The organism is Pseudomonas sp. LBUM1669 (genome assembly GCF_059695705.1).
Genome location: NZ_CP166784.1, coordinates 2,977,496 through 2,996,961, shown reverse-complemented (window position 1 = coordinate 2,996,961; position 19,466 = coordinate 2,977,496). Strand labels below are relative to the sequence as shown.

Genomic DNA, 19,466 nt, shown 5'->3' with positions numbered 1-19,466 from the left:
AGCCCCGCCTGGGGCTCAAGGCACTCTCCTTCCCTTAGAAACCGGCACGCGCCTCCAGCGCCCTGAATGCCGCCATTGGGTGATCGAAGCGCCCGCTGCCGCTACTTATTCGACCCCATGTTTCGTCCGTAGCATCGGCCTCTTGCATCAATCGCCAGACCCGGGCCTGAAGTGACAGGTAGCTGACCCGAAAGTCGGCTGTCAGGCTCAGCCGGTCTATGACGGCTAAAAACCGTGTGCCGGAGGGTTTACCTGCCAATCGCTGCCACAGGGCTTGCCGGGACTGTTGCAACGCTTCGTCGCAGTCGCGCAACCACACCGTCGGCGAACCATAATCTGCGCTCGGAGCGCTCAACCACAGATTGACGCCCGTCTGTTCACGATGGCTGATCAACCGGTGCAACGTGTCCGCGTCCGTCAACGGATTCCCCCATAACAGCACGCGGTCGTCCGCCACCGCCTGATTGATAATCGCGGACGGAACCCGGGCAATACGGTTGTCGCGCAAATCCAGCAATGTCAGGCAAGGCTCATCCTTGATCCCTACCGGGCAGCGGCTGATCCCGGTGTTCCTCAGGTTGAGCTTGCGCAAGTTGTTCATGCCCAGCACCACCGGCGGTACGCCCAACGGGTTGTCGCTCAGGTCGAGCGTTTGCAGGTGGGTCAGATCACTCAACTGTGAAGCGGCCCGCTCAGTGAACATCAACTGCGTGGCTCGCAAATTGAGTGAGAGCAGTTGAGGCAATTGGCCGATGACAGGTGGCAAGGCGCGCCCTGCGTCGCCCCCCACGAAGAAAGGACGCAAGTCGACACCTTCCAGATTCAACACTTCAAGGTTTGGAAAGCTCTCCAGGAACCCGTTCAAACTGTCGTGCTCGGTCAGGTGAAAACCTTGCATCGACAATTCGATGACATCGTTGAACCTGGCATTCAGCGTGGGTAACCGGTGATAGTCCTCGAAAGCCAGGTCCAGCCTGACACCGCGCAGTTGTCCGTCGGCAAAGACACGATCCTGCAGCGGCCCGCGTTTTTGCCAAATGGCGACAAGCTCCTCGGCGAGCTCTGTCCTGACACCTCTCTCCTGTTGCAGGGCGGCGTGCACCAGGTGGGCATTGTGCACGGCGATTTGCGCAGGGCTCATCCCCTCCGCCTCTTCATCCCCCAAGGCCACGAAGGGGATGTCCATGTCGGCAATGTCTTGCGCGGCTTGATCGACCCAATCGGTCAAGTCGACGTTGAGCTGTTGCAGTTGCAGATTCAGCTGGTCGATATAGGCCTGCACCCTGCCCTCCGCGAGCAGCAACACCTGATCAATGCCCGCGTCGTTGATATTCGGATAAATGTCCTTGATCTGCAACTTGATCGCTTGCAGCTTCAGGGCGTCACCCTGAGGGGTCGTCGGGTAGCCCCCGCCGCGCAGCCCCTGTGGCTCGAAGGTCATGCCTCTGTCCAGCCTTTGCAGACCGAGCAGGGTTTCAGCACGGGGCAATGCCCGATCGCTCAGTTCGAGCCGCAACGCGCTGGCCTGATCTGCTGACGAGAGGTGCAACGCCGAGCGTTCCTCGTCCGTCAGCACGCCAAGGAGCGCGTCGTAGAAATCCGTTTGCCGGCCTTGGCGCAGGTAACGGTTTCCCACCTTGATGACGTTTCGGTAGTGAGAGGTGTCAAGGGGGCCGCAACGGTCAATAACCCGGCCAGTGGACGAACCGTCGAGTACCTCGATTCGCAGGTCTTTTGGCCAGCCAGGCAGATTGTTCAGAGAGTGCAATGCGAGGGTGTCCGTCTCGGCGTTCGCGACCGAGCGCAGATAGAAGCCTTCATAGGCTCGATCGAGCCGTAGTTGCTGTTGGTATTGCCGCGCCTTGCCGTCAAGACGTGCGAATAGTTGACGTGCCTGCGCAATATCGGGCGCCTGCTGGATGTCCACCCCATAACGGTCGAGCAGTTGCTCAATGGCGATTGTCGGCAAGTCGGGATATTGCTGCTGAAACAGCCGGACCCACTCATGCTCCGACCCTTGAAGTACCGCATAACGCTGGCTGAATTGCGCAGTATCCCCGGCCTGACCGAGATCCTGATCGATCTTGAAACGGCTGATCGTGTCTGCCAGTAAAGGGGTCGGTGGCCGCCCCGTCTGCATCAACCGCAGCATGTCATCGTCGACCGCGCTGACCTTGGCGATCTGCGCCAGGACCTCATCGCTGAAGGAGGCCACCGAGGGGCCAATTCCACGGATCAGCTCGATGCGGTGGCTCAAGGGCGTCGGCGCAACGGCCGGTTCCGACGCAGGACGGGCGCCCGGCTCTCCTGGTTCAACGTCAGGCTCGCGGACGCGCTCCGCCATGCTATCGGCCTCGACAGCGTCCCCCTTCAGCGCCGACTCGGCACCCAGCATCGGCAACGCATTAAGCAAGCCAAACACCGTGCGCGTCCGGCCCTCCGAGCGCTGGCCCGGCGTTTTTCCGTTGACCGCCTGATTCAAACCATATCCGGCGTCAATGAGCCCGGCCAATGCCAGCAACCCCTCGCCGCCGGGGACAAACAAGGCGAGCGGGCCGAACCGGTTGACCCATTGCACAACGGGTTCGACGACAGCGCTCAACTGATCCCGGTTGACCTGCGCATCGTCCCGGATGGCCTGGATCTCTGACTGTGCGGCCTGCTTCATCGTCAGTACCAAGCGGGCAAAAGGATCGGTCGCGACGTTTGGATCGTCGTAGCCGATGTATTCGTTCGGGTCCCAGTAGCCGTCGTTGTTAAAGAAGCCGGCGTTGTTGCCCAGCCAGTGCTTTGCCGGATAAAGCGCCATGCCATCCAGCGCCGTCAGGACACCGGCGTGAAACGTTCCATCCTCGCGATCGTCTTCAGCAAAGTGACGGGCCAGCGCCTGCCGTGCCTCGCTGGACTTGCCCTGTGTGACAACCCATTGGTGCAGTTGCGCGGTATCGGCGAATTCATGCAGCGGGGAAGAATTGCCGGGGATGTACACCAGCAGGCGGGCACTGGCGGTGTCACGAAAGACCCAGATATCGGTCGCGGTGTAGCGGTAGAGTTTCAGAAGGCCGAACTTGACGGTTGAAGGCACGCGAGTTGGTGCTTGCAGTTGCTCCAGGGTCAGCGTTTCCCAAGGCTGATCGGCGGGCAGACCTGCCGCCCGCATCGCAAGTGCCAGACCTTTTTGCGTCAGGCGTTGTTCATGTCGCTGCAACCAGGCCGCCATAACGAACGCCGCTTTGACCGACGTTCTCAATGCGTAAGGCCTGGACGCCACTAGCACAGCGTCGGCTGGCCATGCCTGATCGAGAGACGCTTGATACAGGTCCTTCAATTCCAGCTCCCAGACCCACTTCTTGAAGTCGGCGGGCCGGAGATTGATCTGCGTCAGCGGCCCATACACTTGCGGGGTGGTTTGACGGTAGATGCCTTCATAGGTCCGGTGATTGCCGCTGCCGTGATCGGCGAATTCATCGACGTGCTCGACGATCCGCACCGTCGGCCCGACGTCCGGCGGCGTGTACAGGCCGAACGCCGTCTCGGCAAAACGCCCGTCACCCACGGTCTGATAGTTGGACAACAGCGCTTGCAGCAACGACCGGGAACTCGCTACTCGCCCCTGCTCGAGACCGTTCTCGGCAGGATGGCCCTTGTAGTGGTAATCGAGCGTGACCAGCTGGGCTGTCTGCGGGTCGATGTCCGCGCCCCACTTTTCCATGATCAAGCGTTTGCCAAACTGGCCAGGGGATTGTGGCAAGGCGAGATCCACGGCGGCTTTGAGCTCGGTGCGCATTTGCAGAGACGGCGCGGGATGGGGGCCGGCAACATTATCGTCGGGTTCATTCATGGTGCATTCCATTGCAGTCATTTCGGGACCATCACCCTACCCGGCCTGAGTCCAGTCGGATGCCGGAGCGATCGACGATAGCCCTGGGAAAGTTCGCTATTCTCCCGTGGACTTTTCTGAAGGCAAAAAAAACCGTGGATATCCACGGTTTCATTTTTTTGCTCGGCGTAGAAAATTACCAGAAGCGTTGCTGAGTCAACCGGCTCCACCAGTTCAGCAAGACGCGATCGACCGACCCACTGGCCGCCATGCCGATGCGCTCTTGCAGGCTTTTGCGTTCGGCGTAATGCAAGTGGTACAGCTCGGACTTCTTCGCCCGTTCAGCGAGGTATTCGTCGCTGGTCTTGAGTTCGTCCACCAGTTGCTTGTCCAGCGCGGCGATGCCGAGCCAGATTTCACCGGTGGCAACTTCGTCGATGGCCAGTTGCGGGCGATAACGCGAGACGAAGTTCTTGAACAGCTGGTGCGTGATGTCCAGGTCTTCCTGAAACTTCTCGCGACCTTTCTCGGTGTTTTCGCCAAACACAGTCAAGGTGCGCTTGTATTCGCCAGCGGTCAGGACTTCGAAGTCGATGTCATGTTTTTTCAGCAAGCGATTGACGTTGGGCAACTGCGCCACGACGCCGATCGAGCCCAGAATCGCGAACGGGGCGCTGATGATCTTCTCGCCGATGCACGCCATCATGTAGCCACCGCTGGCCGCGACCTTGTCGATGCAGATGGTCAACGGCACGCCGGCATCGCGGATTCGCGCCAGTTGCGAGGAAGCCAGGCCGTAGCTGTGAACCATACCTCCGCCGCTTTCCAGACGCAGTACCACTTCGTCTTTGGGCGTCGCCAACGTCAACAGCGCAGTGATCTCGTGGCGCAGGCTTTCAGTGGCCGACGCCTTGATGTCGCCGTCGAAATCCAGCACGAACACCCGCGGCTTGTCCTCGGGCTTTTTCTTTTGCTTTTTGTCGGTTTTAGCCTGGGACTTGCGCAAGGCCTTGAGCTGGTCCTTGTCGAGCAAGGTTTGCTCCAGGCGTTCGCGCAGCTCTTTGTAGAAATCATTCAGCTTGCTGACTTGTAACTGGCCGGCCGACTTGCGCCGACCTTTGCTGCGCAGCGCCGCGAAACTGGCCAGGACCACCAGAATGGCGATTACCAGTGTCACGGTCTTGGCCAGGAAACTGGCGTACTCGGACAAAAACTCCACAGTGACTCCTTCAAAACGATGCGCGGCTCAAAACACGCGCGGGACAACGCCAGCATACCCATGCTCCGCCTCGGCGGCCAGCCGTGAAACCTCTGGCAACAGGCCTGTAACGGGCATTTCAAACAAGCGTATGTTTTTTCATTGACAGCTCACCGCCATCCTCATAACCTCGCCAAACCTTCAACGTACCGGGATGACGCGGACGTGGGCAGTATTTATCTGATTCGACATGGCCAGGCCTCCTTTGGTGCAGACGACTATGACGTCCTGTCGCCGACCGGTGTTCGCCAGGCAGAAATCCTCGGCCAGCACCTCGCCGAACTGGGTGTCAGCTTCGACCGCTGCCTCTCGGGCGACTTGCGCCGCCAGCAACACACAGCCACCAGCGCGCTGGAACAGTTCGCTGCCGTGGGCCTGCCGGTGCCGACCCTGGAAACCGATTCCGCCTTCAACGAATTCGACGCCGACGCGGTGATCCGCGCGCTGCTGCCGGCCATACTGGAAGATGAGCCCGAAGCCCTGGACATCCTGCGCAACGCCGCGCAAAACCGTGCCGAATTCCAGCGCATCTTCGCCCTGATCATCGAGCGCTGGCTCGCCGGCACCTATGACACGCCGGGGCTGGAAAGCTGGCTGGGTTTTGTCGAACGCGTGCAGGCCGGTCTTCATCGCATTCTCGAAAGCGCCGACAACACCCAGAAAATCGCCGTGTTCACCTCCGGCGGCACCATCACTGCACTGCTCCACCTCATTACCCAGATGCCGGCAAGGCAGGCATTTGAACTGAACTGGCAAATCGTCAACACCTCGCTCAACCTGCTGAAGTTTCGCGGTCGCGAGGTGGCACTGTCTTCTTTCAACGGTCATGCGCACTTGCAACTGTTGAAGGCACCGGAACTCATCACGTTTCGTTGAGTCCGGACTATTGTGACCCTGGCTGTAATCACCCAGCTCTATTTACCCAAGAAAGGATCGAACCATGACCTCCGTAGCTGATGCCGTACAAGCAATGAAAGCCAAGTTCAACCCAGCCGCTGCTGCCGGTCTGGACCTGGTATTCGGTTTCCGCATCGACGAAGAAAAGAACTTTTCGCTGATCGTTAAAGACGGCACTTGCGACCTGCAAGAAGGCGTGAATCCAGACGCGCAAGTGACCCTGGTCATGGACGCTGAAACCCTGGAAGGCATCGTCGACGGTTCGACCGACGGCATGCAAGCGTTCATGGGCGGCAAACTGCGCGCTGAAGGCGACATGATGCTGGCCATGAAACTGTCCGAGCTGTTCCCGAGCTAAGACAGCGGCTCCCGGTCTTCGGGAGCGCGCCTAGCTACAAACGAATCCCGCCCCTCGAGGCGGGATTCGTCGTTTTCCGCCCTCGGAAAACGGCTATCTGTGGATTTGCCGTCTATATTCCTTCTGGCCGCATGCGTCAGACATCGGCTGTTTGCCCCCGATCAATTTGTGCGGAGCACTGCCATGAGCCCACCTGACGAGCACGACGGTTTCAATCGCCGACGTGTACTGCAAGGCCTTTCGGCAGGCGCCGTCGGTGCCTGGATCAGTCCTCTCATCGCAGGGAGTAAAACCATGCCCGATACCCCGGCCGACCTCATTCTGTACAACGGACGCTTGCACACCGTCGATCGCAAGAAACCCCAGGCCAGCGCCGTCGCGATCAAGGACGGACGCTTCGTGGTGGTCGGCAGCGACGCCCAGGCCATGGCCCTGCAGGGCCCCGGAACACAAATCATCGACCTGCATGGCCGCACGGTGATTCCCGGCCTCAACGACTCGCACCTGCACTTGATCCGCGGTGGCTTGAACTACAACCTCGAACTGCGCTGGGAAGGTGTACCGTCGCTGGTCGATGCCTTACGCATGCTCAAGGACCAGGCCGACCGCACTCCCACGCCGCAATGGGTGCGGGTGGTCGGTGGCTGGAACGAATTCCAGTTTGCCGAGAAGCGTCTGCCAACGATTGATGAACTGAACAAAGCCGCACCGGACACCCCGGTATTCGTGCTGCACCTCTACGACCGCGCCCTGCTCAACCGCGCCGCGCTGAAAGTGGTCGGTTATACCCGCGACACACCGAACCCGCCGGGCGGAGAAATCCAGCGGGACGCCAACGGCGATCCCACCGGCATGCTGATCGCCCGCCCGAACGCCATGATTCTCTACTCGACCCTGGCCAAGGGACCGAAGTTGCCGCTGGAATATCAGGTCAACTCGACCCGCCAGTTCATGCGCGAACTCAATCGCCTCGGCGTGACCAGCGCCATCGATGCTGGCGGCGGTTATCAGAATTACCCGGACGACTATCAGGTCATCCAGCAACTCGCCAAAGACCAACAACTCACCGTGCGTATCGCCTACAACCTGTTCACGCAAAAACCCAAAGAAGAGCTGACCGACTTCAAAAACTGGACCAGCACCTCCCATTACGGTCAGGGCGATGATTTTCTACGGCATAACGGCGCCGGGGAAATGCTGGTGTTTTCGGCGGCAGACTTCGAAGACTTCCTCGAACCACGCCCGGACTTGCCGCAAACCATGGAACAGGAGTTGGAACCGGTGGTGCGCCATCTGGTGGAACAGCGCTGGCCATTCCGTCTGCATGCCACCTACAACGAATCCATCAGCCGCATGCTCGACGTGTTCGAGAAGGTTAATCGCGACATTCCGTTCGACGGTTTGCCATGGTTTTTCGATCATGCGGAAACCATCACCCCGCAGAACATCGAGCGGGTCAAAGCCTTGGGCGGCGGCATCGCCATCCAGGATCGCATGGCTTTCCAAGGCGAATACTTCGTCGACCGCTATGGTGCCAAAGCCGCCGAACACACGCCGCCGATTGCGCGGATGCTCGCCGAAGGCATTCCGGTCGGTGCCGGCACCGATGCCACGCGGGTGTCCAGCTACAACCCCTGGACGTCGATGTATTGGCTGGTCAGCGGCCGTACCGTTGGCGGACTGGAACTGTACCCGCAAGGCTTGAGCCGCGATACGGCATTGGAACTCTTCACCCACGGCAGCGCCTGGTTTTCTTCCGAACAAGGCAAGAAAGGCCAGATCAAGGTCGGGCAACTGGCAGATCTGATTGCACTGTCGGCGGACTACTTCCACATCGACGATGAAGCGATCAAATGGATCGAGTCAGTACTGACCATTGTCGACGGCAAGATCGTCTACGGCAGCGTCGAGTTCGAAAAACTTGGGCCGCCACCGGTGCCTGTGGTGCCCGAGTGGTCGCCCGTCGCCAAGGTACCCGGCCACTGGAAGCCCCTAGCGCCTCTGACGGCGCAGGTACATCAATGCGTCGGCGCGTGCGCGGTGCATGCACACAGCCATGAGCGGGCTCGATTGTCGTCAGCGCCGGTCAGCGACTTTCAGGGGTTTTGGGGCGCGTTTGGCTGTTCCTGTTTCGCGTTTTGAACAAAGACCTCGCCAACACCGCCGATCACTGTGGGAGCGGGCTTGCTCGCGAAAGCGGCGTGTCATTCAATATTGATGTCGACTGACACTCAGCCTTCGCGAGCAAGCCCGCTCCCACAAGGGGGGCTGCGTTGGGCGGTCCATCAAGGCTGCAACAACAGCGCAATCAGCGCGCTCCATCCCGTCTGGTGGCTGGCCCCCAATCCGCGTCCGGTTTCCCCATGAAAATACTCATGGAACAGCACCAGGTCGCGGCTCGCCGGGTCCGCCTGCAACTGCGGATACGCCGCCATTGACGGCCGATTGCCTTCTTCATCGCGAAGCACAAGCCGGGTCAGTCGTTGACTCAGGCTGTCGGCCACTTCTTCCAGTGAAGCCAGAAACCCCGATCCCGTCGGGTATTCCACCGAAAAGTTCTGATCGTAGTAGCGATGAAACTCGCGCAGGGACTCGATCAGCATGTAGTTGATCGGCATCCACACCGGCCCACGCCAATTGGAGTTGCCGCCGTACAGGCGCGATTCCGATTCTGCCGGTTCGTAATGGGCACAGAGCCGTTCGCCATTGATTCGCAGGCCGAATGGCTGTTCGGCGAAGGCTTTGGACAGTGAACGAATGCCGAACCCGGAGAGGAATTCGCTTTCATCGAGCATGCGTTTGAGCAGGTTCTTGGTCCGTTCGCCCCGCAACAGCGCCAGCAGCATCCGGTTGCCTTCCCCAGGTTCGGTCCAGCGTGACACCAGGCTGGCGAGGTCCGGGCGGTGACGCATGAAACCGAGCAGTCGCTCACGCAAGCCGGGCAACCCTTCATGCTCGTGCTGCTCCAAAACCTGCACGGCGAACAGCGGCATCAGGCCAACGATCGAACGTAAGCGCAGCGGTTCATTCACACCATCGGGGCGATGCAGGACGTCGTAGAAGAACTGATCCTGTTCGTCCCACAAGCCTTCGGCATCGGAGTCGACCCGGTTGATGGCCCCGGCGATGTAGAGAAAGTGTTCGAAGAACTTCACCGCAATATCGACGTACACCGCGTTACGCTTGGCCAGTTCCAAAGCGATGCGCATCAGGTCCAGCGCATAGGCGGCGACCCACGCCGTACCGTCGGCCTGGTCGAGCTGATAGCCGGGCGGCAACAGCGCCGAGCGGTCGAACAGCGCAATGTTGTCCAGCCCCAGAAAACCGCCCTGGAACAGGTTGCGGCCTTCGGCGTCCTTGCGATTGACCCACCAGGAAAAATTCAGCAGCAGTTTGTGGAAAATCCGCTCGAGGAAATCCATGTCCCCGGTTCCGGTCAGCGCCTTGTCCTGCTGATACACCCTCCAACAGGCCCAGGCATGCACCGGCGGGTTGGCGTCGTCGAAACGCCACTCGTAGGCCGGCAACTGGCCGTTGGGGTGCATGAAGCGGTCTTTGACCAGCAGCAACAATTGATGCTTGGCAAACCCGGGATCAATCAGCGCGAAAGCCACTGCCTGAAAGCCCAGGTCCCACGAGGCGTACCACGGATACTCCCAGGTGTCTGGCATGGAAACGATGTCGAAATTCGACAGGTGGCGCCAATGGGTATTGCGAATATGCGCACGGCCGGGTGGTGGCGAAGGTTGAGCCGGTTCGCCGTCGAGCCACTGATTGACGTCGAAGTAATACAGCTGTTTCGACCAGAGCAATCCGGCCAGCGCTTGACGCTGAACGTTGCGCGCATCCGCATCGCCGATGCCGGATTGCAGGGCCGCGTAAAAATCATCGGCTTCGCTGCGACGCCGTTCGAACAGGGCTTTGGCGTTGACCCGAACCGCACCGGTCGGCGCAAAACGCAAGTAGATGCATCGGCTTTGGCCGGCTTCAAAATCCAGGGTGAAGTGCGCCACCACCCGGGTTCCAGCGTCAAGGCGGATCGCACCGTTGTCGCCTGCGACCAGAAAATCATTGATGCCGTCCTTGAATGGCCCCTTCGCCGCCACGCCATCGAGTTTGGGGAAGTTGCTTTCGTTGTTGCAGAACAGCCATTGGCAGTCTTCTTCGCCCCAGGCGCTGACCTGCCGGTCGGGGAGTTGTGGGTGTCGGGCCAGGACCTCATCGCCGTTCAGCGTGAGGCTCGGGAGCGGCCCGTCCGCCGTCCAGCTCCAGGTGTTGCGCGCCCAGAGCTGCGGCAACACGTGGAGGCGTCCCGGCTGATCGGATCGGTTATGCACGGTGACGCGCATGAAAAGATCATCGGCCGCGTGTTTGGCGTACTCCACGGCCACATCAAAATAACGGTTGTCCTCGAATACGCCGGTGTCGAGGATTTCGTACTCGGCGTCCGCCAGTCCACGGCGGGCGTTTTCAGCCACGAGGTCGGCGTAGGGAAATTCGGCCTGCGGGTATTTGTAGAGCATGCGCATGTAGGCATGGCTTGGCACGCCATCGACGTAGAAATACAGCTCTTTGACGTCCTCGCCGTGATTGCCCTCGGCGTTGTTCAAGCCAAACAGGCGCTCTTTGAGAATCGGGTCGCGCTCGTTCCACAGGCCCAGCCCCAGGCACCAGTGCTGAGCCTTGTCGCAAAACCCGGCAAGCCCGTCCTCGCCCCATCGATAGGCTCGGCTGCGGGCATGGTCATGGGGAAAATAACGCCAGGCATCGCCATCGGCGCTGTAGTCCTCACGTACCGTGCCCCATTGGCGTTCGCTCAAGTAAGGCCCCCATGCGCGCCAGGCCTCGGCGTCGCGGCCGGTCAGGCGTTTGCCTTCAACCGTATCAAGGATGTTTGCTGCGTGCTTTGCCGTCATGGGGGGCGCCGTTGGGCTAGAGACGGTTGCAGTGTAGTGCTTCGGCACGCCACACAACTGAACAGACCCTGTAGCAGGCTCGCTCCCACAGGGGCTTCGCCAGCTGCTACATCAGCCCGCACCGGCAGGATCCGTTTACAATGCCCACACCTCCCGCACCGGCCGCCCCATGGACATCGATCTCGCTCGCACCTTTCTGGAAATTGTCCGCCACGGCAGTCTTGCCGCCGCCGCTGAAAAACTCCACGTCACCCAGACCGCAATCACGGCGCGTGTGCAAAAACTCGAGAGCCAGCTGGGCAGCACGTTGTTTGTGCGCAACCGTGCAGGGGCGCGGCTGACGCCCAATGGCGAGGCCTTTGTGGTGTACGCCAATCAACTGGTCGAGACCTGGGAAGCCGCGCGTCGGGACTTGCCGTTGCCAGACGGTTACCGCGATGTGTTGCATATTGGCGGCGAGGTCAGTCTGTGCAATCCGCTGATGCTCAGTTGGGCCGGTGAACTGCGCGAGAAGATTCCCAGCCACGCCCTTCGCATGGAAATCCGCGACGGCGAGAACCTGTTGCGCCAACTGGAACTGGGGGTGCTGGACGCGGCGCTGGTCTATCAGCCCGAATATTGGCCGCGCCTGCAAGTCGAGCAGATCCTCGAAGAAAAGCTCATCCTGGTACGCCTCGCCGGGCGGCCCGATCCTTATGTGTATATCGACTGGGGTCCGGACTTCCGCCGCCAGCACGATGCCGCCCTGCCGGAAAAAGCCAAGGCCGCCCTGAGCTTCAACCTCGGCCCCCTGGCCCTGCAATACATTCTGGAGAATGGCGGCAGCGGCTACTTCCGTACACGCGTGGTGCAGAGCTACCTCGAAAGCGGCGTGCTGGAGTCCGTGCCCAAAGCTCCGGAATTCAGTTACCCGACGTACCTGGTTTACTCGCGCGATCGCGACTCGGCGACCCTGCAACGGGCCTTCGATTTATTGCGTGAAGTGATCAAGACCGACGACGACTGGTCCCAGCGCTGGAATCCGCTGACCTGAATACACCGGATCATGGCGCTTAAGTCATCCAGGTTTGCTCAAGCTTGCGCGGGCAGATCAGCTAATCTGCTGGTTATAACAATAAGCAGAGGTGAACGCAGTGAGGCAGACCACCCAGGCATTTCGCGACCGCTATCGCGCTGACATCCATCCGCGCTACAACCCATGGCTGCACGGGGCCTTTGTGCTGCTGTTCGGCGTGCTGGCCATCGGTGGATTCTGGAGCACCGTGCATCAGGTCCGGCCGCTGGAATGGCTGACGGTGCCGTTTACGCTGTTGTTCTTCAACTTCGGCGTGTACCTGGTGCATCGGCACTTGGGGCATCACAAAAAGAGCTTTGCGCGGATGTTCTACGCCCGCCATGCCGGCGACCATCACAGCTTTTTCGCTCCCGGCCACATGACCTACGACAACGCCCGGGACTGGCGGGTGATTCTGTTTCCCGCCTGGCTGATCGTGGTGCACACCGTGGTCTTCACCCTGCCCGTCTGGTGGCTGCTCAAGCAGGTCGATGCCAACGTCGCCGGATTGTTTGGCGGCTGTCTGGTCCTCGGGTACCTGATGTACGAGGTGTTTCATGCCTGCGAGCATTTACCGCCGGACAACCCGGTCACACGTCTGCCGTGGATCCGCCAGATGCGCCGCTTGCATGAACTGCATCACCGCCGCGAGCTGATGCAGGAACGCAACTTCAATATCGTGTTTCCGCTGATGGACTACCTGTTCGGCACCCTTTACTGGGAGCCGGAGCCTGCCCCCCTGCCCCTGACGAGAACGACCATGACCCGCATGCAGCACCAGATCGCTATCGCTGGAAACCCGATTGACGTGCTCGCCTATGCCAGCACCGTCACCCGTTGGCCGGAGTGGCATCCGTCGTCCCTGAAGGTCGAGGGCCAAGGTGGACCGCTGCATGCCGGCCAGCGGTTCGAGGAGGACATCCTTGCCGGTGGCCGCACGGGGCATTTGAGCTGGGAGGTCAACGAATACCTGCCGGGACGCCGCTGGAGCGCCGGCGCGCGCGGTGATCACGGGTTGTCGCTGGTCGTGACCTACGAATGCGAGGCGCAAGGCGAAGGCACACGTTTTGTGCGGACCCTGGAGTATCAGTTCTCGGGCCTGGCGATGCGCATCACCAATCGATTGCTGCTCAAGCGACGTATCGAGCGTGAATCCGCAGAGTCGATGCTCGCGTTGCGCGAAATGGCGCAGAAAAACCTGACCCCCGCAGGAGTCAGCGTGTGAGAAGAACCTTCAGGTTTCGCCATCTGCTGTTGCTGCTGATCATGGTCCTGGGTGCTTTTCTGCTGTTGTTCCCCACCAAGGTTCGGCCGGTGGCCTGGACTCCGCCGCCGGCGCCCTCTCTCACCAGCGGGGTGTATGCCGACAACCAGCGGCTCAAAGGGGTGGAGCGTGTCGGCCCGGCGGACATCGAAGGGCCCGAGGCGCTGTTGTTGGAAGATAACGTGCTCATCACCGGGCTGCACGACGGCCGGCTGATCCGTACCAGCCTCGACGGCAAGGACACCAAAGTGCTGGCCGATACTGGCGGCCGGCCTCTGGGCCTGGCGAGGCACCCGAACGGACTGCTGGTGATCGCTGACGGCGTCAAAGGGTTGCTTTCCCTCGATGCCCAGGGCCGGTTGATCGCGCTGTCCACCGAGGCGGGCGGCGTGCCCTTCGGGTTTACCGATGACGTGGCCATCGACAAATCCGGGCACTACGCCTATTTCAGCGACGCCTCGAGCCGCTGGGGCTACGGTAAAGACGGCGAGGCGATCATCGAGCACGGAGGCGACGGCCGTTTGTTGCGCTATGACTTCCAGACCGGCAAGACCACGGTGTTGCTGGACACGCTGGAGTTTGCCAACGGCGTGACGCTAGGGCCGGACGACAGCTTTGTGCTGGTCAACGAAACCGGCGCTTACCGCATCACCCGCTTCTGGTTGAGCGGGCCGAAGGCCGGAACCCACGAGGTGTTCATCGATAATCTGCCGGGGCTGCCGGACAACCTCGCGTTCAATGGCCGCGACCGCTTCTGGGTGGCGCTCTACGCACCGCGCAATGCGCTGCTCGACGCCACGGCACCGCACCCGTTCGTGCGCAAAATGATTGTTCGGGCATTGACGGTACTGCCCAAACCCATGGATAAGCGCGCCTTTGCACTGGGTCTGAACCTGGACGGCAAGGTGATTGCCAACCTGCAGGATGCGAGCACGGGTAATTACTCGCCGATCACGACGGTGCGCGAGTATGGAGACTGGTTGTACCTGGGATCACTGAAGGCAAAAAACATGGCGCGCCTCCCCCTGACCACCGCCCTCCAGAAATAACCCCAAAACCTGTGGGAGCGAGCCTGCTCGCGATGGCGGTCTGACATTCAACATTGATATTGACTGGCAGGACCTCATCGCGAGCAGGCTCGCTCCTACAGGGGGTATGTGGTGGTTTTGCCTAGCGGGGGTCCATATCGTTATCGCGCACGGCGTTGTCCGTCTCTTCAAGCACCCGCTCAGGGTCCATCGCGGTGGTGTCGACTTCATCCAGCGGGCGCACACCTTCGTTGTTCGGCAATTCGTCGATACCCGGCTCGTCTTCGGGGTTGACCGTCGTGCGGCCGGGGCTTAGCGGTTCGGGATGGGTCGGGATGGGGTCGTACCCGCCCTGCTCTTCACTTGGAAATTTGGGCTCGTTCATAAGGCACCTCGCAACGAGTCGAAAAGGTCGGACTCTGATCTTTCGAGGTGCCGGTATTGATCACCGTTCCAATTTTTCAGTCACCGGTTGTCGGTGGCCGGGTTCGGTGCGTCAGGAAGACGCCTGGAGTTGTTTGACAATCTTGTCCTTGACCTGCACGCGCGTCTCCTTGAGCTTCTTCAGTGCGTCATCGCTGGGCGCATCCGATTGTGCGGTTTCAGCCTTTACTACCTCGGCGTCCGCTTGCGAATACTTGTTGATCAGTGAATCCAGTAACGGATCCTTGGAGCGTTTTTGCTGGATATCTTCCTTTGAAAGTTTCAGGTCCTGATAAAGGTCGTGTGGCACCGGCATGGAACACCTCCGTTTGTTGATCGGCAGCAAACGCGATCGATTGCGTTCGCCAACTATCAGAATGGCCTTGGTTGGCCGGTTCTGTCGACCGCCTATCAGACCAGCGGTGTCCGTTCGTCGTCCTGGCGCAAACCCGATAAAACCTTTGATCGAGCGCCTGCCTCCATTGAATAACGATCACCACGATCGCTGACCCGAAACCTGTGTGGAGAATGACCAATGGACGGATTCACCCTGCGCCACCTCGCCCTGGCAGTCGCCTTGAGCACCAGCATGTGCACAGCTGCTTTTGCCGCCACTTCCAATGACTTTGTCGACAACGCAGCCGCAGGTGGCATTGCGGAAATCGAGACCAGCCGACTGGCGCTGGAAAAAAGCTCATCGGCCGACATCAAGGCATTCGCCAACATGATGATCACCGATCATTCCAAGGCCAATGATGAACTGGCGGCCCTGGCGAAAAAGAATGACATCGAGGTGCCGGACGAGACGACGCTGGTCAAACAGGCCAAGGAAAAAATCCTCGACATGCGTGACGAGTCCTTCGACGCGGCCTACGCCAATAATCAGGTGAAGGCCCACGAAGACACGATCAAGCTGTTCGAAAAACAGGCCAATACGGTGACGGACGACAAAGTCAAAGGCGCCACCGAGCTGAAAGGCTTCGCGCAAAAAATGCTACCGGCACTGGAAAAACACCTGGAAATGGCGAAAAAGCTCCAGGCGGCCCACCCCAGCAAATAACCCGTAAAAAGAAGGCCGCATCGATTGATGCGGCCTTTTTGCATGCTGGCTGAACTAGCCGCCATCGGTATCGATGTCGGCATCCGTGTCATCGCCGGGTTTTGGCCGGTCCGGATTCGGTTTGAAACCGGGGCTGAACTCATTGTCATTGTCGGTGTGTTGATTCTTCTGATCCACCGCCGCATCGGCGCTTGGCGAGCCGGTGGATTGGCTCTGAAGCTGCTCCGCTGGCGCGCCCTCACCCGGCGTCTGCGGGTCGATCGCCGGGTCGTTGCGGTCGACCGGCGCCCCCGATTGATTCTGCTGTTGTGTCGATTGGTCTTTCATACGCACCTCGCTCATGACGGCCAGCCCGCGATTCAAACAGCCGGGGCCTTGAAGGTTCGAAGCCATCCCGGGACAGGGGTTCAATCCAATGGGTGGCCTATCGCCGTCGACGGCAGTGCCGGGCTCGCGCGAAGGCTTGCCGATCCTGTTCATGACCGGCTACGCGGAGAACGCGATCAACCGTCAGGTGTTTCTCGGTGATGGCATGGAGATGCTGATCAAGCCGTTTCAGATCAATGAGCTGCTGGACAAGGTCCGGCGCACGATCGATTGCGCCTGACACCGATCCTGTAGGAGCGAGGCTTGCCCGCGAAGAACGATAACCGGTTATGTCTGATTGACCGCGGCGCCCAATTCGCGGGCAAGCCTCGCTCCTACTAGTTAAGGGTCCGGGCGAGGAACGGGGCCGTCCTGCTCTTCTTGCTCCTGGCCACTTTCTGCGGCGTGCCGGCAACGACAATCTTCCCGCCCTGATCCCCCGCCCCCGGCCCGATATCAATCACCCAGTCACTCTGCGCAACCACGCGCATTTCATGCTCCACCACAATCACCGTGTGCCCCGCCACGACTAGCGTATTCAGCTGCTCGAGCAGCCGGTCAACGTCCCGTGGATGCAAACCGGTGGTGGGTTCGTCGAGCACATACAACGTCGCCCCACGCTGGTTGCGTTGCAGCTCGGTCGCCAATTTGATGCGCTGGGCTTCGCCACCCGAGAGCTCCGTGGCTGGCTGACCAAGGCGCAGATAACCTAGGCCAATATCGCGCAGCACTTCCAGAGAACGGCGAATGCCCGGTTGCTCGGCGAACACCTCGACCGCTTCGTCCACCGTCAATTGCAACACTTGCGCAATGTTCAAACCTTGCCAGATGATCGCCAGCGTCTCGGGGTTGTAGCGAGCGCCGTGGCAGGTCGGGCACGGTGCATAGACACTGGGCATGAACAGCAACTCAACGCTGACAAACCCTTCACCTTCGCAGGTCGGGCAACGGCCCTTGGCGACGTTGAAGGAGAACTGCCCGGCGTCGTAGCCCTCGGCCTGCGCCTGGGGGGTGGCGGCGTACAGTTTGCGCACGTTGTCGAACAGCCCGGTGTAGGTCGCCAGGTTCGAACGCGGCGTGCGGCCGATGGGTTTCTGATCGACCTGCACCAGGCGCTTGATCGATTCCAGCCCGGCCGTGACCTGACCGCCGCTGACTTGCGGCGCATCGTCCTCAAGGCTCAACTCTTCGGGCTCGCTGGCACTGGTTCCGCGCCCAAGATGCGCACCGACCAATTCCAGCAAGGCCTGACTGACCAGGCTTGATTTGCCGGAACCGGAGACGCCGGTCACCGAGGTAAAACACCCCAAGGGAAACTCGACGCTGAGGTCGTTCAGGTTATTGCGCGTGATGCCTTCCAGGCGCAGCCAATCGCTCGGCTTGCGACCGGTTCTGGCTTCAGTGACCTGCTCGGCGAAGAGGTAGGCACGGGTCTGGGAATCCTTGACCTCGGCCAGTCCTTGGGGCGGACCGCTGTAGAGGATCCGACCGCCGTGCTCGCCCGCCGCCGGGCCGACATCGATCAGCCAGTCAGCACGGCGCATGGTTTCCAGGTCGTGCTCAACCACAAACAGGGTGTTGCCGGCAGCCTTCAAGCGTTGCAGCGCTTCGAACAGCGCTTCACCATCGGCCGGATGCAGGCCGGCCGACGGTTCATCCAGCACGTAGATCACGCCGAACAACTGCGAACCCAATTGAGTGGCCAGGCGCAGCCGCTGCAACTCGCCGGACGACAGCGTCGGCGTGCTGCGGTCCAGGGCCAGATAACCAAGACCCAGATCGGTCAGGGTGCTGACCCGCTCCAGCAAATCCTGAGCGATCCGTTGCGCGGCCAGGCGTTTCTCCACCGAGAGGTTAGGCGTATGCCGCACGTCCGGCGCGCTGACATGGCCGCTGGCGCCGTGGGCCACGCGCTGTTCGCGGGCCTCGCGGGTCTGGCGGTGAGTCAACACCTCGCCCGCCTCATCGGCCTGTTCAAGGTAGCTGTGGGCCGCCACCGGTTTCAGCACCTCGGCCACTTGCAGTAACGGCATCTGCGACAGCTCGCCGATGTCGTAGCCGGCAAAGGTCACCGACAACGCCTCGCGCTTGAGCCGTTTGCCGTCGCACAACGGGCACGGGCTGCCGAGCATGAATTGTGCGACGCGCTTCTTCATCAGCGCACTTTGCGAGTGGCTGAACGTGTGCAGGATGTAGCGTCGGGCGCCGGTGAAGGTGCCCTGGTAGCTGGGCTCCATTTTGCGTTTGAGCGCCACTTTGGTTTCTTCCGGGGTGAGCCCGGCATACACCGGCACAGTCGGTGTTTCCTCGGTGAAGAGGATCCAGTCACGCTGCTTTTTCGGCAGCTCGCGCCAGGGTTTGTCGACGTCGTAGCCCATCGTCACCAGAATGTCGCGCAGGTTCTGCCCTTGCCACGCCGTGGGCCAGGACGCCACCGCCCGTTGGCGGATGGTCAGGCTCGGGTCAGGGACCATCAAGGCTTCAGTGACTTCATACACCCGGCCCAGGCCGTGGCATTCGGGGCAGGCGCCCTGAGGCGTGTTGGGCGAGAAGTCCTCGGCGTACAGCATCGGCTGCCCCGGCGGATAGCTGCCGGCCCGGGAGTACAGCATGCGGATCAGGCTCGACAGCGTCGTCACGCTGCCCACCGAAGACCGCGTACTCGGCGTGCCGCGCTGTTGTTGCAGGGCCACGGCCGGTGGCAGGCCTTCGATGGAATCCACATCCGGCACACCGACCTGATCGATCAGCCGCCGCGCGTAGGGCGCCACGGATTCGAAATAGCGGCGCTGCGCCTCGGCGTACAGCGTGGAAAACGCCAGCGACGACTTGCCCGAACCCGAGACGCCGGTGAACACCACCAGGGCATCTCGTGGAATGTCGACGTCAATGTTCTTGAGGTTGTGTTCCCGGGCACCGCGTACCCTGACCATGCCGGAAGGAGGATTGGAGGTGCGCGTTGAAGACATCGTGAGCCCTTGAATAAATAACTGAAATAAACAACTCCCCTGTGGGAGCAGGC

Annotated in this window: 15 protein-coding genes; 8 read left to right on the top strand and 7 right to left on the bottom strand. The window is 60.7% G+C overall.

What is annotated here, in order from left to right; genetic code table 11:
- Positions 1–34: 34 nt before the first annotated feature.
- Both ACA051_RS14050 and sohB read right to left on the bottom strand, forming a co-directional pair.
- A complete protein-coding gene (locus ACA051_RS14050) occupies positions 35–3,841 on the bottom strand; it encodes a dermonecrotic toxin domain-containing protein (protein ID WP_497375300.1) in 3,807 nt (1,268 codons plus the stop codon).
- Between the two features lie 175 nt (positions 3,842–4,016).
- Entirely contained in the window at positions 4,017–5,039 is a 1,023-nt protein-coding gene (sohB, locus tag ACA051_RS14045) for a protease SohB (protein WP_497375298.1), read from the bottom strand.
- A 204-nt stretch (positions 5,040–5,243) separates the two neighbouring features.
- Here sohB and ACA051_RS14040 point away from each other — a divergent pair, with 204 nt between their 5' ends.
- The 3 genes from ACA051_RS14040 to ACA051_RS14030 all read left to right on the top strand — a co-directional run bounded on the left by ACA051_RS14040 (position 5,244) and on the right by ACA051_RS14030 (position 8,475).
- Positions 5,244–5,954, top strand: a complete 711-nt coding sequence (locus ACA051_RS14040) for a histidine phosphatase family protein (RefSeq protein WP_497375296.1) — start codon at positions 5,244–5,246, stop codon at positions 5,952–5,954.
- Between the two features lie 64 nt (positions 5,955–6,018).
- Positions 6,019–6,333 carry an SCP2 sterol-binding domain-containing protein gene (locus ACA051_RS14035; protein WP_403098197.1) on the top strand — a complete coding sequence of 105 codons (315 nt, stop codon included), beginning with the start codon at positions 6,019–6,021 and terminating at the stop codon, positions 6,331–6,333.
- Positions 6,334–6,627: 294 nt separating this feature from the next.
- Positions 6,628–8,475, top strand: a complete 1,848-nt coding sequence (locus tag ACA051_RS14030) for an amidohydrolase (protein WP_497375553.1) — start codon at positions 6,628–6,630, stop codon at positions 8,473–8,475.
- A gap of 143 nt (positions 8,476–8,618) precedes the next feature.
- On the opposite strand, the gene ACA051_RS14025 is transcribed toward ACA051_RS14030, so the two are convergent.
- Positions 8,619–11,249: an MGH1-like glycoside hydrolase domain-containing protein gene (locus ACA051_RS14025; RefSeq protein ID WP_497375294.1), complete on the bottom strand. Its 2,631-nt coding sequence runs from the start codon at positions 11,247–11,249 to the stop codon at positions 8,619–8,621.
- A gap of 169 nt (positions 11,250–11,418) precedes the next feature.
- Between ACA051_RS14025 and ACA051_RS14020 the strand changes: the two genes are divergently transcribed.
- The 3 genes from ACA051_RS14020 to ACA051_RS14010 all read left to right on the top strand — a co-directional run bounded on the left by ACA051_RS14020 (position 11,419) and on the right by ACA051_RS14010 (position 14,616).
- The gene (locus ACA051_RS14020) at positions 11,419–12,282 is read left to right on the top strand and encodes a LysR family transcriptional regulator (RefSeq protein ID WP_497310335.1); all 864 of its coding nucleotides are present in this window, start codon (positions 11,419–11,421) and stop codon (positions 12,280–12,282) included.
- 100 nt (positions 12,283–12,382) lie between these two features.
- Positions 12,383–13,528 (top strand): sterol desaturase/SRPBCC family protein, encoded by a 1,146-nt coding sequence (locus ACA051_RS14015; RefSeq protein WP_497375292.1) that lies wholly within the window; start codon positions 12,383–12,385, stop codon positions 13,526–13,528.
- A complete protein-coding gene (locus ACA051_RS14010) occupies positions 13,525–14,616 on the top strand; it encodes an SMP-30/gluconolactonase/LRE family protein (protein WP_497375290.1) in 1,092 nt (363 codons plus the stop codon). The genes ACA051_RS14015 and ACA051_RS14010 overlap by 4 nt, the downstream gene beginning before the upstream one ends.
- A gap of 121 nt (positions 14,617–14,737) precedes the next feature.
- Here ACA051_RS14010 and ACA051_RS14005 read toward each other — a convergent pair whose 3' ends face one another.
- Together ACA051_RS14005 and ACA051_RS14000 are read right to left on the bottom strand one after the other, a co-directional pair.
- Positions 14,738–14,980 carry a hypothetical protein gene (locus tag ACA051_RS14005; protein WP_497310332.1) on the bottom strand — a complete coding sequence of 81 codons (243 nt, stop codon included), beginning with the start codon at positions 14,978–14,980 and terminating at the stop codon, positions 14,738–14,740.
- Between the two features lie 111 nt (positions 14,981–15,091).
- Positions 15,092–15,334 carry a DUF465 domain-containing protein gene (locus tag ACA051_RS14000; protein WP_497310331.1) on the bottom strand — a complete coding sequence of 81 codons (243 nt, stop codon included), beginning with the start codon at positions 15,332–15,334 and terminating at the stop codon, positions 15,092–15,094.
- 219 nt (positions 15,335–15,553) lie between these two features.
- On the opposite strand from ACA051_RS14000, the gene ACA051_RS13995 reads away from it, so the two are divergent.
- Positions 15,554–16,078, top strand: a complete 525-nt coding sequence (locus ACA051_RS13995; RefSeq protein WP_497310330.1) for a DUF4142 domain-containing protein — start codon at positions 15,554–15,556, stop codon at positions 16,076–16,078.
- Positions 16,079–16,132: 54 nt separating this feature from the next.
- Here the strand turns inward: ACA051_RS13995 and ACA051_RS13990 are convergent, their stop codons facing one another.
- Positions 16,133–16,405: a hypothetical protein gene (locus tag ACA051_RS13990; protein ID WP_497310329.1), complete on the bottom strand. Its 273-nt coding sequence runs from the start codon at positions 16,403–16,405 to the stop codon at positions 16,133–16,135.
- Between the two features lie 88 nt (positions 16,406–16,493).
- Here ACA051_RS13990 and ACA051_RS13985 point away from each other — a divergent pair, with 88 nt between their 5' ends.
- Positions 16,494–16,685 (top strand): hypothetical protein, encoded by a 192-nt coding sequence (locus ACA051_RS13985; protein WP_497375666.1) that lies wholly within the window; start codon positions 16,494–16,496, stop codon positions 16,683–16,685.
- Between the two features lie 97 nt (positions 16,686–16,782).
- Here ACA051_RS13985 and uvrA read toward each other — a convergent pair whose 3' ends face one another.
- Positions 16,783–19,413 carry an excinuclease ABC subunit UvrA gene (uvrA, locus tag ACA051_RS13980; protein ID WP_497375288.1) on the bottom strand — a complete coding sequence of 877 codons (2,631 nt, stop codon included), beginning with the start codon at positions 19,411–19,413 and terminating at the stop codon, positions 16,783–16,785.
- Positions 19,414–19,466: the final 53 nt, after the last annotated feature.

Excerpts from the sequence above, each read along its gene's own strand:
- ACA051_RS14050 (WP_497375300.1), bottom strand. The coding sequence starts at position 3,841 with ATGAATGAACCCGACGATAATGTTGCCGGCCCCCATCCCGCGCCGTCT.
- ACA051_RS14035 (WP_403098197.1), top strand. The coding sequence starts at position 6,019 with ATGACCTCCGTAGCTGATGCCGTACAAGCAATGAAAGCCAAGTTCAAC.
- ACA051_RS14030 (WP_497375553.1), top strand. The coding sequence starts at position 6,628 with ATGCCCGATACCCCGGCCGACCTCATTCTGTACAACGGACGCTTGCAC.
- ACA051_RS14025 (WP_497375294.1), bottom strand. The coding sequence starts at position 11,249 with ATGACGGCAAAGCACGCAGCAAACATCCTTGATACGGTTGAAGGCAAA.
- ACA051_RS14020 (WP_497310335.1), top strand. The coding sequence starts at position 11,419 with ATGGACATCGATCTCGCTCGCACCTTTCTGGAAATTGTCCGCCACGGC.
- ACA051_RS14005 (WP_497310332.1), bottom strand. The coding sequence starts at position 14,980 with ATGAACGAGCCCAAATTTCCAAGTGAAGAGCAGGGCGGGTACGACCCC.
- ACA051_RS14000 (WP_497310331.1), bottom strand. The coding sequence starts at position 15,334 with ATGCCGGTGCCACACGACCTTTATCAGGACCTGAAACTTTCAAAGGAA.
- ACA051_RS13995 (WP_497310330.1), top strand. The coding sequence starts at position 15,554 with ATGGACGGATTCACCCTGCGCCACCTCGCCCTGGCAGTCGCCTTGAGC.
- ACA051_RS13990 (WP_497310329.1), bottom strand. The coding sequence starts at position 16,405 with ATGAAAGACCAATCGACACAACAGCAGAATCAATCGGGGGCGCCGGTC.
- ACA051_RS13985 (WP_497375666.1), top strand. The coding sequence starts at position 16,494 with ATGGGTGGCCTATCGCCGTCGACGGCAGTGCCGGGCTCGCGCGAAGGC.
- uvrA (WP_497375288.1), bottom strand. The coding sequence starts at position 19,413 with ATGTCTTCAACGCGCACCTCCAATCCTCCTTCCGGCATGGTCAGGGTA.